The organism is Bradyrhizobium sp. SPXBL-04 (assembly GCF_051853035.1).
Taxonomy (GTDB): domain Bacteria; phylum Pseudomonadota; class Alphaproteobacteria; order Rhizobiales; family Xanthobacteraceae; genus Bradyrhizobium; species Bradyrhizobium zhanjiangense.
The window spans coordinates 8,316,961-8,333,573 of the sequence record NZ_CP182472.1 but is presented as its reverse complement, the minus strand read 5'-3'; the positions used below and the strand labels follow the sequence as shown (position 1 = coordinate 8,333,573).

Below are 16,613 nucleotides of genomic sequence, written 5' to 3'. Positions count from 1 at the left end.
AGCTGATTTCACTCGCGCGCAAAACGCGCTACCCAAGCGCCCCATGTCAACCACATCCCTCCCGACCGCCAGGGCGCGTCAGAAAACCCGGGTGAGTTACCATCGCTTCCGGGCCTGGCTGGTCGCCTGCGCGATCCGCCCCGAGGCCCGCCTCTGGCTGGTGATCCAGCTCGCCATCCTGCATGCGGTGCTCTGGACCTTCATCCTGATCAATCTCAAGGCGGCGCAGGACGTTCACATGGACGTCGCGGAAGCTTATGGCTGGGGCCAGAAATTCCTCTGGGGTTATGGCAAGCATCCGCCGTTGTCGGGCTGGATCGCCGGTCTCTGGTTCAAGCTGTTCCCGGCGGCGGACTGGGCGACCTATGCGCTTGCGATGGCAACCGTCAGTGCCGGCATGGTGATCTGCTGGCTGGTTGCCTTGCGCGTGGTCGACGCGCGGCGTGCGTTCCTGGTCGTGGTGATGATCGCGCTCTACCCGATCTTCAATTTCAAGGGTTTCAAGTACAACCCGGATCTGCTCCAGCTCGTCACGCTGCCGCTGCTCGTGCTCGCTTATCTCAACGCCTTCGCGAAGCGGAGCTGGCCATCCGGAGTCTTGCTCGGGCTGGCCGGCGCGCTGGCGCTGATGACCAAATATTGGGTGCTGACCATGATCGGCGCCATCGGCCTTGCCGCGCTGATCCATCCCGAGCGGTTGCGCTTCCTGTCGTCGCCGGCGCCATGGGTTGCGATCGCGACGATGGTGGTGGCGATGATCCCGCATATCGTCTGGCTGGCGGATGCGCATTTCGTGCCGCTGACCTATGCCGGCGACACCTACAGCCTCCAGGACAGCAGCCAGGTGCATCAGCTCGTCGCCGGCTACTTCCTGCATAATTTCGCGTTGCTGGCCCTGCCGGTCGCGCTCGCAGCGCTCGCCATGGCGCTGGTGCCGCCGTGGCTCACGCTGCTCATGCGCGCGCCCTTGCGCATCATCACGCGAGCCTGGGCGCGCGGGACCAATCCGAGCGTCAACCTCTCGCAGGCGCTGAACGTCTGGATCATCCAGATCATCGTCGCGTTCGGCCCGCCGCTCGGCGCGCTGGTGTTCAGCATCTACATGAAGACCGATTGGGGCATCTCGCTGTTCTTCCTGGTGCCCTTGGCGCTGGTCGCGATCCCCGCATTGCGGGTGCAGAGCTCGGTGCTGTTCAACATCGCCGCGATCTGGCTCGTGCTCAGCGTCGCCACGCTCGCCGCCTCGCCCTGGATCGCCGCACGCGAGATGGCGGCCAATGCCGGCAACACGGCGACCTATGGCGCGCGCTCGGAGCTGGCGCGCGAGCTGACGCAGGCCTGGCACGCGCGCTTTGCCTCGCGCTGGGCGGTCGTCGCCGGGACGATGGAGACGATTCAGCCGATGGTGTTCTACAGCCCCGATCACCCCAGCCCGTTCACGCCGAACGAAGCCTGGGCGTCCGGGCTGACCTCGCTCGAGGACGTCAGGACCTACGGCTTCATCGGCGTGTTCGATCCGACCGACGAACGTCTGCCCAAGTTCGAGAAGTGGGTGTCAGAGGTCGCGCCGAACGCCGAGCGCATGGTGATGACCACGCGTCGCTTCACCCACGGCAAGGCCGGTCCGGCGATGAGCTGGAACATCTACATCGTGCCGCCGGGGAAGTGAGCTCTCTTTACCTCTCCCCGCTTGCGGGGAGAGGTCGGATCGCTCTTGCGATCCGGGTGAGGGGGTACAGGTCTCACCACGATCTCATGCGCGGAGGGAGGTCCCTCACCCCAACTCTCTCCCCGTAAGAACGGGGCGAGGGAGCGCAGCACGGCGCGTGGCGAGAGAAGGGCCTAAACCCCTTCCTCGTTGAACTTGCTCTCGACGAGCTCGGTGATCGCAGTGAGTGCCGCTTCGGCTTCGTCGCCGGCAGCCGCGACCGTGATGGTCGTGCCGGGACCCGCGGCCAGCATCATCAGGCCCATGATCGAGGTGCCGCCGACGGTCTCGCCGCCGCGCGTCACCCACACTTGCGCGTTGAAGCGCTCGACCGCCTGGACGAACTTCGCCGAGGCGCGGGCGTGCAGGCCGCGCTTGTTGATGATCAGAAGCTCTTTGGAGATCGCCCCCGCGGGCACGCCCGTTGCGGCTTGCGGCGCGTCGTCGCTCATTTGCCGGCGAGCACACGGCTGGCGATGGTGACGTATTTGCGGCCGGCTTCCTGCGCCATCGCGATCGCGTCGGGCAGCGGACGCTCTTCGCGCACCTTGGCGAGCTTCACCAGCATGGGCAGGTTGATGCCCGCGAGCACTTCGACCTTAGGCCGGCTCATGCAGGATATTGCGAGGTTCGACGGCGTGCCGCCGAACATGTCGGTAAGGATCGCGACGCCGTCGCCGGAATCGACGCGGTTAACCGCCTCGATGATGTCGCTTCGGCAGAGATCGGAATCATCTTCGGCACCGATCGTGATCGCTTCGATTTGCTTTTGTGGGCCCATGACATGCTCAAGCGCTGCCTTGAATTCGTCGGCAAGGCGCCCGTGGGTCACAAGTACTAGACCAATCATCGGAAAACTCCTCGCGGGCGCTTTTGGTGCGCCGCACGAACGCGCCACTTTGACCATCCAGAGCCCCTGCGCAAGAGGGGATGTTGCGTATCTCCCTGAATCTAGACGGATGGATGAGGGGAGCTGCGCCGGTCTATTCGGTCGCGATAGTGGGGTTCATATGGTTACCATTTCCCTTCAAACAATCGGCTGAGGGATTAACGGAAGATGAACTCTTGGTAGTGGTCAAGGCCGCAACAACCAATGGGAGGGGCGAATAGCCGCGGCTAACAGGGATTCGCGGTATTTCGACACCAGAAATGCTGGTTTTCAGCGATTCTGTCGCAGGCAGGCGCTCGGCGTCCGCCGCGTCCAGATCGACCACGAGGCCGACCGTCGCATGCTCCACGAAGTCGCAGCGGCGGATTCCCAAGCCCCGGATCTCGATCAGGCCAGCCAATACCGGGGCGGGGCGGACTTCAATTTCATGGCCGACTGTCGCCAGATGGACACGGTCATCTCCGACCAGAACGGCCCTTTCGACCAGGCCCGACCGGCCGGCCATGATCAAATCGAAGGCAAGGCGCGACTTGCCGGAGCCCGAGGGACCGCGGATCAGCACGGCAAAATTCCCGACCTTGACGGCGGAGGCGTGCACGCTGGGGCCGCCGTCGCTCATAGCGCCGGCAGCCTCACCACGAACCGCGCGCCCGTGACCGTCGGCGCGCCGTCGGCATCGAGCGGGCCTGCGCGGTTCTCGGCCCAGATGCGCCCGCCATGGGCATCGACGATCTGCTTGGAGATCGACAATCCGAGACCGGAGTTCTGGCCAAAGCCCTGATGCGGACGGTCGGTGTAGAAGCGCTCGAAGATGCGCTCCAGCGCGTCGTCGCGGATGCCGGGGCCCTCGTCGTCGACCACGATCTCGATCTCGCCGCGCACGCGGCGGCAGGCGAGGCGCACCTTGCTGCCGGCTTCCGAGAACGATTGCGCGTTGGACAGCAGGTTGGAGACGACCTGTCCGAGCCGCGAATCGTGGCCGGTCACGGCGAACGTGTCGGTCGGGCCGCGGCCCTCGAAGCGGGTCTCGACCGCGACGTCGTGGCCGAGCTTGGTCTCGTTGGCGACGGACGCAAGCGTCGTCAGCAGGCGGCGCAAGTCGACCGGGATCGCATCCTGGCGCTGCAATTCGGCATCGAGGCGGCTGGCGTCCGAGATGTCCGAGATCAGACGGTCGAGCCGCTTGACGTCATGCTCGATCACCTCGAGCAGACGCGCGCGGCTGGTCTCGTTGCGCGCCAGCGGCAGCGTCTCGACCGCCGAGCGCAGCGAGGTCAGCGGGTTCTTCAGTTCATGGGCGACGTCGGCGGCGAACATCTCGATCGCCTCGATGCGGCTGTAGAGCGCGCTGGTCATGTCGCGCAGCGCGCCGGAAAGGTGACCGATCTCGTCGCGGCGGCGGGTGAAATCGGGGATCTCGATGCGGGCCTTGATGCGGCGGCGGACGCGCTCGGCGCTGTCGGCGAGCCGGCGCACCGGACCTGCGATCGTGCTGGCAAGCAGCAGCGACAGCATGATCATGACCGTTGCGGCAACACCGCCGACCTTCAGGATGGCGAGGCGCTCGGCGGTGACCATCTGGTCGATGTCGTCGCCCTGGGTCGACAGCATCAAGGCGCCGTGGATGGCACGCGAGCGCAGCACGGGGACCGCGACCGAGACGATCACCTCGCCGCGGGCATTGACCCGCACCATCGAGCGCTTCTGGCCCTGGAGTGCGTCGCCCACCTCCGCGTAGCCATTGCCATTCTCGGGCCCGAGCTCGCGGTAGAGCGGCAGGTCGCCGCGGTTCAGCCAGGTCCGCACCGCGACCATGCCGCGCTCGACGATGCCGGGCTTCTCGGCCGGCGGCGGCAGGTTGTAGCGCAGCACGTTTTCGAGGTTGCGGCTGTCGACCAGCAGGCTGCCGTTCGGATCGTAGATGCGTGCGCGCGTCTTGGTCGGCGAGATCAGCGTGCGGAGCACCGGCGCCACGCGCTCCGGATTGATCGGGAAGTCCAGCGGCGAATATTCGTCCGAGCCGCCATAGGTCTCGCCCGGCTTCAGATCGAGCAGCCGGTCGGGATCGATGGTGATGGCATTGGTCTGCACGGTCGCAGAGGCCGCGATGGCGCCGGCGATGATCTCGGCCTGCACCAGGAGACTTTGCGCCCGCGCGTCGATCAGGCCGGCGCGGAATTGCGATAGATACAGGATGCTGGCGACCAGCGCCACGAGGCCGGCGAGGTTGAGCGAGACGATGCGGCGGGTCAGGCTCGAGAAGGACAGCGCGAAGAAGAACTGCCCGGCGCGCTTCAACCAGTTCAGCGGCCGCCAACCCTGCGGCTTGTCTTCGGCAATGTGCTCCGGAACGCCGTGGGATGCGACATCCTCGGCGCTCTGGTTTGGATCAGGCTGCGTTCGGTCAAGCAATGCTTACGCCCGCGTTAGGACAGCTCGTTGAGAAGGTCCCCGCATCCTAGAGCGATCCCGGTCCCGATGGAATCAGAACCGGCGATGCTCTCGTCTTTGGTGAAGCTGCCTGCCGCCTCAGGCTTCCTTGAAGCGGTAGCCGACGCCGTAGAGCGTCTCGATCATCTCAAACTCATTGTCGACCACTTTGAACTTCTTGCGGAGCCGCTTGATGTGGCTGTCGATGGTGCGGTCGTCGACATAGACCTGGTCGTCATAGGCCGCATCCATCAGCGCGTTGCGGCTCTTCACCACGCCGGGCCGGGTCGCCAGCGCCTGGAGGATCAGGAATTCGGTGACGGTCAGCGTCACCGGCTCGTTCTTCCAGGTGCAGGTATGCCGTTCCGGATCCATGCGCAAAAGGCCGCGGTCGAGCGCCTTGGCGTCGTTCTCCTTCGGCGCGACGGTCGGGTCCTTCGGCGCCGAGCGGCGCAGCACCGCCTTGACGCGCTCGACCAAAAGGCGCTGCGAGAACGGTTTGCGAATGAAGTCGTCGGCGCCCATCTTGAGGCCGAACAGCTCGTCGATCTCTTCGTCCTTGGAGGTCAGGAAGATCACCGGCAGATCGGATTTCTGCCGGAGACGACGCAGCGTCTCCATGCCGTCCATGCGCGGCATCTTGATGTCGAGGATGGCGAGATCAGGCTGGGTGGTGCGAAAACCGTCAAGCGCGGAGGCACCGTCGGTGTAGGTCATGATGCGGTAGCCTTCGGCTTCCAGCGCGATCGAGACGGATGTGAGAATGTTGCGGTCGTCGTCGACCAAAGCGATTGTGGGCATGAGCCTCTGCTTTCTGCTTTCCGTTTGGGTCGTGGCTTGAAACGGCGAGCAATCCAGTGATGCGCCGCATACAATGGGTGCCGAACTCGGCATACGAACCTTGTCACCGAGCAATGCAAGCTAGGCTGAAGTGTGACCAAGTTCCACGAAACGCGGCAGATCCGCCGCGTCTCGACCCATAACCTGGCCCCGTTTACCCGAAAAAAGGCCTCCCTTGCAACCTCCTGACCCCGAGAAAGCCGATGCAACCGACCCCGGATTTCGACCCCGCGAAACTCGCCAAATCGCTGCTGCGACGGTCGCGGCAGGGGGCGCTGGCAACCCTGATGGCCGGTAGCGGCGATCCCTATTGTTCCCTGGTCAATCTGGCGAGCCATCCCGATGGCTCGCCGATCCTGCTGATCTCGCGCCTCGCCGTGCATACCCGGAACATCCTCGCGGACAGCCGGATCTCGCTGATGCTGGACGAGCGCGTGGCCGGCGATCCCCTGGAAGGGGCCCGGATCATGCTGTCCGGCCGGGCGGAACAGGCCGGCACCGACAAGGAGTTGCTCCAGCGACGGTATCTCAATGCCCATCCGTCGGCGGAGGGCTTTGTTTCGTTTAAGGATTTCTCCTTCTTCCGGATCCGGCCCACGGGAACCCATCTGGTCGCCGGCTTCGGCCGGATCGTCGACCTCAAGCCCGAGCAGTTCCTCACGGACCTCACCGGCGCCGAGGATCTGCTGGCGGCGGAACAGGGCGCCGTCGAGCACATGAATGCCGACCATCGCGACGCCATGAACCTCTATGCCACAAGGCTCCTCGGCGCCGCCGAGGGCGACTGGCGCTGCACCGGCTGCGATCCGGAAGGCCTCGATATGCAAATGGAGCAGACCGCGCTGCGGCTGGACTTCCCGGAGCGGGTGACGGATGGCACGGCACTGCGCAAGATGCTGGTCCGCCTCGCTGGTGAGGCGCGCAAGAAGATGGACCAGGGCGCAACGCTTTGAACGTCGCCGCTCATCGCTGCGACCCAAGACCGTGATCGGTCCGACGGCGGCAGCGAGAGTGTTCATGGCAAGATGGAATCGAGTGGCGCTGATCGCAGGTCTCGCGCTCGCGGCGAGCGCATCGCTGTCCACGGCTGCCCTTGCCCAGAAGGGCAATCTCGCGGCGCAGGGCGCCAGGGTCAACGCGCTTATGAGTGCCGGCAAGTATTCGGAGGCGCTCCCGCTCGCGCAGGCGATGGTTGCGAGCCTCGAGAAGAGCGACAACGGCCGCGAGCTCGCCGCTGCGCTCAACAATCTCGGTCAGATCCATGCCGGCCAGGGGAGCGACGATCTGGCCGAGCCGCTGTACAAGCGCGCGATCGCATTGATGGAAAAATCGCTCGGCCTCGACACTCCATTGGTCGCGTCCGAACTGACAAATCTCGCCGCGCTATATCAGCGGCAGGGCCGCTTCGCCGAGGCCGAGCTGCTGTTCAAGCGTGCGCTCGCCGTGCGCGAAAAGAGCTTGTCGCGTGAGCATCCCGACGTCGGTCAGGCCCTCAACAATCTGGCCACGCTCTATGTCAAGCAGGAGCATTTTGCCGACGCCGAGCCGCTGTTCCAGCGGGCGCTTGCGATTTACCAGAAAGCCGCCGGGCCCGAGCATCCCGCGGTTGCGACAGTCCTGAACAACATCGGTCAGGTCGATCGCGACCTCAATCGCGATGCTGATGCCGAAGCGCCGATCAAGCGTTCGCTCGCGATCCGCGAGAAGGTGTTGGGGCCGGAGCATCCCGACGTCGCCCGCTCGCTGAACAATCTCGCGGGTCTCTATCAGCACCAGCAGCGCTATGCCGAGGCCGAGCGGCTGTATCGCCGCGCGCTGGCGATCCGCGAGCGCGCATTCGGCTCCGATCACCCTGACGTCGCAATCTCGACCAGCAATTTCGCCTATTTCCTCCAGATGTCCGGGCGGACTGCCGACGCCTTGCCGCTCGCAGAAAAGACGCTCGCCAACAATCGTGCGCAGTTGCGCGTCGTGTTGCCGATCCTGTTTTCCGCGCGGCAGCAGCATCTCCTGCCGGACGACAAGGCACTGGACGAGGCGCTCGCGGCGATCCAGCGCGGCACGCAATCCTCTGCCGCCTCCGCCGTGAACAAGCTCGCGGTGCGGTTGGCCGCCGGCAGCGATCGGCTCGCCGAGCTCGTGCGCAAAGATCAGGATCTCGCGGCCGAGTCCGACGCGCTCGACAAGGCGATCATCGCTGCGGTGTCGAAGCCTTCTGCTCAACGCGACCGCGCGGCCGAACAGCGCAGCCGCGCGCGGATTGCGGCAATCGCGAGCGAGCGCAGCGGATTGCAGAAGACCCTCGCCGTCGAGTTTCCCGACTATTCTTCACTCTCCAACCCGCTGCCGCTGGCGGTGAAGGACATTCAGGCATTGCTGTCGGTCGACGAGTCGATGGTGCTCTATTCTGTCGTCGACAAGCAAAGCTACGTCATCGCGATTACCCGCGAGGGCGTCGACTGGAAGGAGATCCCGCTCGGCGCTGATACGCTGGCGCAGAAAGTGTCCGCCTTCCGCCGGGGATTGGACGTCGGCAAGGCGCACGATGCCTCCGGCAAAGCCGGGTTGTTCGACCTTGCGCTCGCGAACGAGCTCTATGTCGCGCTGCTCGGTCCGGTGGAGGCGCTGACGAAAGACAAACGCAATTTGCTGGTCGTGCCGTCGGCGGCGCTGACCGCGTTGCCGTTTCATCTGCTGGTCACGGAGAAGCCGCAAGCGGCGATCCCGGACAGGCTCGAAGGCTATCGCAGCGCCGCCTGGCTGTTGCGGCGCCAGGCCGTCTCGGTGCTGCCGTCGGTGATCAGCCTGAAATCGCTGCGCGCTTTTGCGCGCAGGGATCAAGGCATCAAGCCGATGACCGGCTTCGGCGATCCCGTGTTCAACCCTGCGCTGGAGGGGCCGGCCGAGCATCGTGCCGCACGCGGCAAGGTCGCAGCGCGCAGCATCGCGACCATCGCCTATACCGATTTCTGGCGTGGTGCCGGCGTCGATCGTGCGCGGCTGGCGCAGGCGCTGCCGCAACTGCCGGATACTGCGGACGAGCTGAACGCGGTGGCGAGGGATGTCGGCGCGACCGATGCCGACATCCATCTCGGTCGCGACGCCAGCGAAACGACGCTCAAGCGTGCAGCGCTTGCTCAATATGGCATCATCTACTTTGCTACCCACGGCCTTGTCGCCGGCGACATCAATGGAGTGGGTGAGCCCTCGCTTGCACTCTCCATTCCCGATCAGCCATCGGAGCTCGACGACGGCCTGCTCACAGCGAGCGAAGTGGCCCAGCTCAAGCTCAATGCGGATTGGGTTGTGCTGTCGGCCTGCAACACCATCGCGGGCGACAAGCCGGGCGCCGAAGCTCTGTCGGGATTGGCGCGCTCGTTCTTTTATGCCGGTGCCCGCGCGCTTCTGGTCTCGCATTGGGCGGTGGATTCAGAAGCTGCCACGCGCTTGACCACCTCGACGTTCGAGCTGCTCAAGAACGAACCGAAGATCGGTCGCGCCGAAGCCTTGCGCCGCGCGATGTTAAGCTATCTCGATGACGCCTCGTCACCGCGCAACGCCTACCCTGCGATGTGGGGGCCGTTCGCACTCATCGGCGAAGGTGAGGTACGATAGGAAGCGACGTCGGGCATTGTGCGTCGCAATAACTGGGTGTAACGCGCAAATGCGCGTTTGGTTGCGCGATCATTCGAAGTTTTTGAATGCGCCTGCTCAGAGCTGACATGCGCGACGTTTGGCGCGGTCTTTGAATAAACCAAATCCTACGGGATCAGCTTGGCAACGCCAGCGTTCATCAGTATTAGGTCGCCCAACCGAGGCTAAATGGCCTATATTCACGGTGACCGCGATGGCGCCAAAGTTTGGTCGCGCTAAGTGTCGCGGGTTCTAGGAGGATTTTTTCGTGCAAGAGACGGGCGTGCGCAACGGTGCCTTCGGCGCCGACAAATTCGGCTTAAAGAATCTCAAGCAGGTTCACTGGAACCTCGGTGCGCCACAACTCTATCAATACTCGCTCTCAGCAGGCGAGGCGGTGCTGTCCGCCGACGGTGCGCTCTGCGCCGACACCGGCGAGTTCACCGGCCGCAGCCCGAAGGACAAGTTCACGGTGCGTGATGCCACCACCGACAAGAAGATGTGGTGGGCCGGCAACCAGTCGATCACCGCGGAGCAGTTCGAGACGCTCCATCAGGATTTCCTCAAGCACGCCGAAGGCAAGACGCTGTTCGCGCAGGATCTCTATGGCGGCGCCGATCCGGCCTACCGGATCAAGACGCGCGTCTTCACCGAGCTCGCCTGGCACTCGCTGTTCATCCGCACGCTGCTGATCCGCCCCGAGGCCGTCGAGCTGTCGAGCTTCACGCCGGAGCTCACCATCATCGACATGCCGAGCTTCCGCGCCGATCCGAAGCGCCATGGCGTGCGCTCGGAGAACGTCGTCGCGATTGATTTCGCCCGCAAGATCGTCCTGATCGGCGGCTCCTACTACGCCGGCGAGATGAAGAAGTCGGTGTTCACCACGCTGAACTACTATCTGCCCGAGCGCGGCGTGATGCCGATGCACTGCTCGGCCAATGTCGGCGCCAACGACGACACCGCGATCTTCTTCGGGCTATCAGGCACCGGCAAGACCACGCTGTCGGCCGATCCCAACCGCACCCTGATCGGCGACGACGAGCACGGCTGGGGCCCGAACGGCGTGTTCAATTTCGAAGGCGGCTGCTATGCCAAGTGCATCAAGCTGTCGAAGGAAGCCGAGCCCGAGATCTTTGCTGCATCGACGCGCTTCGGCGCGGTGCTCGAGAATTGCGTGCTGGACAAGGACACCCGCGTCGTCGATTTCGACGACGGCTCCAAGACCGAGAACACGCGCTCGGCGTACCCGCTCGACTTCATCCCGAACGCATCGCGCACCGGCCGCGCGCCGCAGCCGAAGAACGTGGTGATGCTTGCCGCCGACGCCTTCGGCGTGCTGCCGCCGATCGCAAAGCTCTCGCCGGCGCAGGCGATGTATCACTTCCTGTCCGGCTACACCGCCAAGGTCGCCGGCACCGAGCGCGGTCTCGGCAACGAGCCGCAACCGGAATTCTCGACCTGCTTCGGCTCGCCCTTCCTGCCGCTCGACCCTAGCGTCTACGGCAATATGCTGCGCGAGCTCATCGCCCGGCACAATGTCGACTGCTGGCTGGTCAACACCGGCTGGACCGGCGGCAAGTATGGTGTCGGCTCCCGCATGCCGATCAAGGTGACGCGCGCGCTGCTCACCGCCGCGCTCGACGGCTCGCTTCGCAACGTCGAATTCCGCACCGACAAATATTTCGGCTTCGCGGTCCCGACCGCCCTGCCGGGCGTGCCGGCTGAGATCCTCAACCCGGTCAACACTTGGAAGGACAAGGACGAGTTCGACAAGACCGCGCGTGCGCTGGTCGGCATGTTCCAGAAGAACTTCGCCAAGTTCGAAGCCCAGGTCGACGCTGAAGTGCGCGCCGCCGCGCCGGACGTGAAGCTAGCGGCGGAGTAGGATCGCAGCGCTTGGAATGCAAAAGGGCGGCCGCAAGGCCGCCCTTTTTGTTTTCCGCGATATCTCTCCACCGTCATTGCGAGCGCAGCGAAGCAATTCAGAATCCTTCCGCGGAGGCAGTCTGGATTGCTTCGCTTCGCTCGCAATGACGAGCCTGCGGGAGCAGCTCACGCCTTGAAATACGCGATCTGCGTCGTCGTCGCGAGCAGTCGTCCGTTCGGTGACCACAGCTCGCCGTTCTGGTCGCCATAGCTCTTGTGGAAGATCTTCGCGTCGGCCGTCGCCAGCACGCGCGTGATGTCTTCAGCCGCCAGCTCTTCGGCATCGGTGTGGAAATACGTCGTCAGCGACACCGTGCCGAATGGCACCAGTTCGCGCCGCGCATGGAAGATGCGGCCGAAGAAGGCGTCCGATATCGACATCAGCGACAGCATGTCGAGCTTGCGCGGCGTGCGGTCGCTGATCCAGATCTTCGAATAGGTGCTGGCGGGCTCGGCCTGCGGCGGGCCGATCCGCATCTCGCCCTCGACGAAGCGGAATTCATACTGATTGGCCCAGGACGCCGCGATCTTCGGGAATGGCAGCGTCTGTTCGAACGGCTTGGCGTCCGGGCACTTCGCCACCCCGTGCTCCCAGGACGGCCGGCGCTCGGCGAACACGGCGGTGGCGAGCGTTGCGACCTCGCCGCCGCCTTGGCTGAGTTCGACGCTCCAATGCTGGCTGGAGCGATTGGCCTTCACCAGCCGTAAATCGAGATCGAACGGCCCCTTCGCGATCGGTGCGCAGTAATTGACGGTGAGCGCGAGCGGATCGCCGGCGCGTTCGGGATGATCAATCAGCGCGCGCAAAATGGTCGCGGCGGTGGCGCCGCCGAACGGACCGACAAAGGCCCAGTAATCGTCGCTGGTGTGCCCCTGCCAGCTGGAGTCACCGGCGGTGATGCGGGTGGCGTCGTCGAAAGGATGCGGGAGCTTGGCGTGCATTGTGTTCCTCGGTGTCTCCCCGACGGTCATTGCGAGCGCAGCGAAGCAGTCCAGACTGTCCCCGCGGAAAGAATCTGGATTGCTTCGCTGCGCTCGCAATGACGGTGTTTGAAGCTAGGGTGTCCGTATCACTGACGCCAGCTTGGGGATGACGACAATCATATCATCATCCGCCTTGCAAGGTGCAATAACCTCGCAGGTAAGGCCGATTTCACGCTGCGGAAAATCAGCCTGCAACGTCGCGCAGATCTGGCAGCAGCGGCGTGGTCGGATTGACCGGCACGTTCCAGATCTCCTCGGCGTATTCGCGGATGGTGCGGTCGGACGAGAACCACGCCATGCGCGCGACGTTGAGGATGGACGCGCGCGTCCAGGCCGGCGCCACCTGCCAGCGCGCATCGATCGCGCGCTGCGCCTCGTAATAAGAATCGAAATCGGCACTGACCATGTAGTGGTCGAGATAGCGCAGCGCATGCGCGATGGATTCGAAGCGGCCGGGATCGCCGTTTGAGAATTCGCCGGTCCCGATCGCATTGATGGCACGCTGGAGCTTCGGCGAATTACGGATGACGTCGGACGCATCCAAGCCCTGCTTGCGCCGGATCATCACGTCGCCGGCCTCCAGGCCGAAGATCGCGATGTTCTCAGCTCCGACATGGTCGCGGATCTCGATATTGGCGCCGTCGAGCGTGCCGATGGTGATGGCGCCGTTCAGCGCCAGCTTCATGTTGCCGGTGCCGGAGGCTTCCATGCCGGCGGTCGAGATCTGCTCGGACAGGTCGGCTGCGGGAATGATCACTTCGGCCAGGCTGACATTGTAGTCGGGCAGGAAGGCGACCTTGAGCTTGCCGCCGATCGCAGGATCGTTGTTGACGGCCTCGGCGACGTCGTTGATCAGCTTGATGATCAGCTTGGCGTAGCGATAGCTCGCCGCCGCCTTGCCCGCGAAAATCTTCACCCGCGGCACCCAATTGCCGTTGGGATCGTCCTTGATCGCCTGGTACAGCGCGACGGTCTCGATGACGTTGAGGAGCTGGCGCTTGTACTCGTGGATGCGCTTGATCTGCACGTCGAACAGTGCGCTCGGGTCGACCTTGATGCCGAGCCGCTCGCCGATCAGCCGCGCCAGCGCCGCCTTGTTGGCGTGCTTGACGGCGCGGAATTTCTTCTGGAATTCGACGTCGCTGGCGCGGGCTTCGATCAGGCTGAGCTGGGTAGGATCGTCGAGCACGGCATCGCCGCAGGTCTCGCGCAACAGATCGGTCAGCTTCGGGTTCGCCAGCATCAGCCAGCGGCGGAAGGTGATGCCGTTGGTCTTGTTGGTGATGCGGCCGGGATAGAGATGGTTGAGATCGTGGAACACGGTCTCGCGCATCAGGTCGGAATGCATCGCCGAGACGCCGTTGATGCGGTGCGAGCCGACGAAGGCGAGCTGGCCCATGCGCACGCGGCGGCCGCTCCTCTCGTCGATCAGCGAGACCGAAGCGCGGAAGTCGATGTCGCCGGGGCAGCGCGCCTCCGCGAGCGCCAGATGCTGCACGTTGATGCGGTAGATGATCTCCAGATGCCGCGGCAACAGCCGCTCGAACAGCTCGACCGGCCAGGTCTCGAGCGCTTCGGGCAGCAGCGTGTGATTGGTGTAGGAGAGCGTGGCGACCGTGATCTTCCAGGCCTCGTCCCAGCGGAAATTGTGCAGGTCGACAAGGATGCGCATCAGTTCGGTGACGGCGAGGCTCGGATGCGTATCGTTGAGCTGCACCGCGACCTTGCCGGCGAGGCTGCGGAGCTGGCCGTCGGAGCCGAGATGCCGTTTCACCAGATCCTGGAGCGAGGCGGAGACGAAGAAATATTCCTGGCGCAGCCGCAGCTCGCGGCCCGCCGGGCTCTCGTCGTTCGGATAGAGGAATTTGCAGATCGCTTCCGCGCGCGCCTGCTCGGCACTGGCGCTGACATAGTCGCCCTTGTTGAAGGCATCGAGCCTGAGCGGATCGGGCGAGCGCGCCGACCACAGGCGGAGCGCATTGACGTGCTGGCCGCGCCAGCCGACGATCGGCGTGTCATAGGCGATCGCCTGCACGGTCTCGCCCGGGTGCCAGATGGCGCGGTCACGGCCCTTGTCGTCGACATGCTCGACGCCGCCGCCGAAATTCACGTCGTAGATGACTTCCGGCCGCTGCAATTCCCAGGGGTTGCCGAAGCTCAGCCATTCGTCCGGATATTCCTGCTGCCAGCCCTGATTGATGATCTGGCGGAACAGGCCGTAATCGTAGCGGATGCCATAGCCGATCGCAGGGATCGACAGTGTCGCCATGCTTTCCATGAAGCAGGCGGCGAGCCGCCCCAAGCCGCCATTGCCGAGCGCCGCGTCCGGCTCGCATTTGCGCAGCTCTGGCAGAGACACGCCGAGATCGCCGAGCGCGAGTTCGAAGATCTTCAGGAGTCCCATGTTGTTGAGCGCGTCGGTGAAGAGGCGGCCGATCAGGAATTCGAGCGAGAGATAATAGACGCGCTTGCGCCCGGCGTCGTAGCTGCGCTTCTCCGCCGTGAGCCAGCGATGCACGATGCGGTCGCGCAGCGCGAGCGCCGCGGCCTGGTACCAGTCGTGCCTGGTCGCCATGCCCGCGTCCTTACCGATGGCAAGGCGCAGCTTCGCCAGGATCGCACCCTTGATCTCAGCCAGCGCGAGCTCGTCGATGGGCTGGCCGGGGGCGGGATAATTTGGCTGGAACGATTGATCTTGCAAGGCCGTCACTTCCTGGTCGAACGAACACCACTCACCCTACGCGTCATGCCCCTGCACCGGAACCATCGCTGGCGCGGTCGTGCACTGCGTTGATGCAAATTTATGCAAGGAACGGGCCGATTTGGGAACCCGGACCAGCACGGAGAAGCACGGATTTGCTGCTACAATGGCGGCCAATTCAGCCATCACTGTGGAGGAGACCCATGAGACCTCTGATGAGACTGCTGATCGAAATCGCCACTGCGACCCTGCTCATTGTCTGCATCAGCGCCTCCACCGCCGCCTCCGCCGCCAGCAAAATGGGCCGCAGCGCCGACGGCCTCAGCTGCGCCGTCTCGCTCCCGCAAAACGCAACGCCAGCAGCCCGCTGTGCCGCCATCAAGCGCCAATGCGGCGGCAAGTTTTATGCGAGCGCGTGCGGGGACAGGCTGATGTCGGCGGTGAATTGAGGGCGTTGGGACGAGGCGAGACTGCTTCCGCGCGTCGTCCTGGCGAAAGCCAGGACCCATTACCCCAACTGCTAGATGAGGCCTGACCGGTCATTCCAATCCGGATTTTCCTGCTCGATCAACTTGATCTTCCAGTCGCGCTTCCAGAACTTCAGTTGCTTCTCGCGTGCGATCGCTTCTTGCGGTGTCGCAAGGGCCTCGACATGGACAAGCCGGAATACCTTGTATCTGTACACGAACTTGGAGCGTCGCCCCGAGCGATGCAAGTCAAGCCGCGCGCGTACGTCGTTGGTGACGCCGACATAAATCGTACCGTGATGACGACTTGCGAGGATATAGACGTAGTAGCTGCCTGTGCTCATGGCTCCAGCTCGCAAAGACAACGCCGACCGGGGTAATGGGTCCTGGCTTTCGCCAGGACGACGTTCTCAACCAGAACGCCTCAGCATCAGAACAAATTAAGAACACTTTAGTAAGTCTTTGATATATCATTGTGATTCGGCATCTCGCCGACACAATATCTAGCGTCCTTCAGACTTCGCGAGGACTACATGTCCACCATTGCATTCGATCAATTTGCCCTCACCCGGATCGCCGATTTCGCGCGGTCGCTGTCGCGACTGCATCGGGCGGCGCGGCGCCAGAGGATCGATGACGACCAGTTCGACCGCGAGTTCAACGCGGTGTGCCAGTCGATCTGGGGCTACACCATCGACGACATCAGCGATGAGCTGTTTTCGACCGACGATCATCTGTTCCTCGATACGCTGGACGAAGCGCAAGCGCGCATCTTCGCGGCCGAGCAGGGTTATGACCTCGTCGACGATCAGGGCATGCTGACCGATTGGTGGGGCTTTTGCTGGATGATACTGGCCGAAAAGCGCGGCCTCCTGACGCCGGAAAACCGTGCCGCTGCGCGCGCGGCGATCGAGGAGAAATATCTGGCGGCGCCGAACGTGATCGGGGTGATCATTGGACGGTAGCGCATAATCTCCGTCATTGCGAGCACAACGGGTCCGCGCGTAGCGCGGCCCGATGACAGGCTCCGCGACG

General features: G+C 64.0%; 14 protein-coding genes. 6 read left to right on the top strand and 8 right to left on the bottom strand.

Translation table 11 applies throughout. The annotated features are described in order from the left end of the window. The first annotated feature begins 43 nt into the window (after positions 1-43). Entirely contained in the window at positions 44-1,669 is a 1,626-nt protein-coding gene (locus ACNJX8_RS39675) for a glycosyltransferase family 39 protein (protein WP_439359012.1), read from the top strand. A 173-nt stretch (positions 1,670-1,842) separates the two neighbouring features. On the opposite strand, the gene ACNJX8_RS39670 is transcribed toward ACNJX8_RS39675, so the two are convergent. The 5 genes from ACNJX8_RS39670 to ACNJX8_RS39650 form a co-directional block, all read right to left on the bottom strand. After that, entirely contained in the window at positions 1,843-2,160 is a 318-nt protein-coding gene (locus tag ACNJX8_RS39670; RefSeq protein ID WP_091884753.1) for an HPr family phosphocarrier protein, read from the bottom strand. After that, positions 2,157-2,558: a PTS sugar transporter subunit IIA gene (locus tag ACNJX8_RS39665; RefSeq protein WP_007597752.1), complete on the bottom strand. Its 402-nt coding sequence runs from the start codon at positions 2,556-2,558 to the stop codon at positions 2,157-2,159. The genes ACNJX8_RS39670 and ACNJX8_RS39665 overlap by 4 nt, the downstream gene beginning before the upstream one ends. Before the next feature lie 133 nt (positions 2,559-2,691). Further along, entirely contained in the window at positions 2,692-3,216 is a 525-nt protein-coding gene (locus tag ACNJX8_RS39660; RefSeq protein ID WP_439359011.1) for an HPr kinase/phosphorylase, read from the bottom strand. Next, positions 3,213-5,009, bottom strand: a complete 1,797-nt coding sequence (locus tag ACNJX8_RS39655) for a stimulus-sensing domain-containing protein (RefSeq protein WP_439359010.1) — start codon at positions 5,007-5,009, stop codon at positions 3,213-3,215. Before ACNJX8_RS39655 ends, ACNJX8_RS39660 begins: the two co-directional genes overlap by 4 nt. Positions 5,010-5,126: 117 nt before the next feature. After that, positions 5,127-5,828, bottom strand: a complete 702-nt coding sequence (locus ACNJX8_RS39650; protein WP_008542552.1) for a response regulator transcription factor — start codon at positions 5,826-5,828, stop codon at positions 5,127-5,129. A 242-nt stretch (positions 5,829-6,070) separates the two neighbouring features. Between ACNJX8_RS39650 and ACNJX8_RS39645 the strand changes: the two genes are divergently transcribed. From ACNJX8_RS39645 to ACNJX8_RS39635, 3 genes are all read left to right on the top strand, one after another. After that, positions 6,071-6,820: a HugZ family protein gene (locus ACNJX8_RS39645; RefSeq protein WP_128940244.1), complete on the top strand. Its 750-nt coding sequence runs from the start codon at positions 6,071-6,073 to the stop codon at positions 6,818-6,820. Between the two features lie 64 nt (positions 6,821-6,884). Further along, entirely contained in the window at positions 6,885-9,482 is a 2,598-nt protein-coding gene (locus tag ACNJX8_RS39640) for a CHAT domain-containing tetratricopeptide repeat protein (RefSeq protein WP_439359009.1), read from the top strand. Positions 9,483-9,768: 286 nt separating this feature from the next. Beyond that, positions 9,769-11,385: a phosphoenolpyruvate carboxykinase gene (locus tag ACNJX8_RS39635; RefSeq protein ID WP_128936933.1), complete on the top strand. Its 1,617-nt coding sequence runs from the start codon at positions 9,769-9,771 to the stop codon at positions 11,383-11,385. A 167-nt stretch (positions 11,386-11,552) separates the two neighbouring features. Here the strand turns inward: ACNJX8_RS39635 and ACNJX8_RS39630 are convergent, their stop codons facing one another. After that, entirely contained in the window at positions 11,553-12,368 is an 816-nt protein-coding gene (locus ACNJX8_RS39630; protein ID WP_439359008.1) for an acyl-CoA thioesterase, read from the bottom strand. A 226-nt stretch (positions 12,369-12,594) separates the two neighbouring features. After that, positions 12,595-15,111, bottom strand: a complete 2,517-nt coding sequence (locus tag ACNJX8_RS39625; RefSeq protein WP_439359007.1) for a glycogen/starch/alpha-glucan phosphorylase — start codon at positions 15,109-15,111, stop codon at positions 12,595-12,597. A gap of 215 nt (positions 15,112-15,326) precedes the next feature. On the opposite strand from ACNJX8_RS39625, the gene ACNJX8_RS39620 reads away from it, so the two are divergent. Beyond that, positions 15,327-15,560, top strand: a complete 234-nt coding sequence (locus ACNJX8_RS39620; RefSeq protein ID WP_439359006.1) for a hypothetical protein — start codon at positions 15,327-15,329, stop codon at positions 15,558-15,560. A 71-nt stretch (positions 15,561-15,631) separates the two neighbouring features. On the opposite strand, the gene ACNJX8_RS39615 is transcribed toward ACNJX8_RS39620, so the two are convergent. Next, a complete protein-coding gene (locus ACNJX8_RS39615; RefSeq protein WP_439359005.1) occupies positions 15,632-15,922 on the bottom strand; it encodes a GIY-YIG nuclease family protein in 291 nt (96 codons plus the stop codon). Between the two features lie 189 nt (positions 15,923-16,111). Here ACNJX8_RS39615 and ACNJX8_RS39610 point away from each other — a divergent pair, with 189 nt between their 5' ends. Continuing rightward, entirely contained in the window at positions 16,112-16,543 is a 432-nt protein-coding gene (locus ACNJX8_RS39610; protein ID WP_091884794.1) for a hypothetical protein, read from the top strand. Positions 16,544-16,613: the final 70 nt, after the last annotated feature.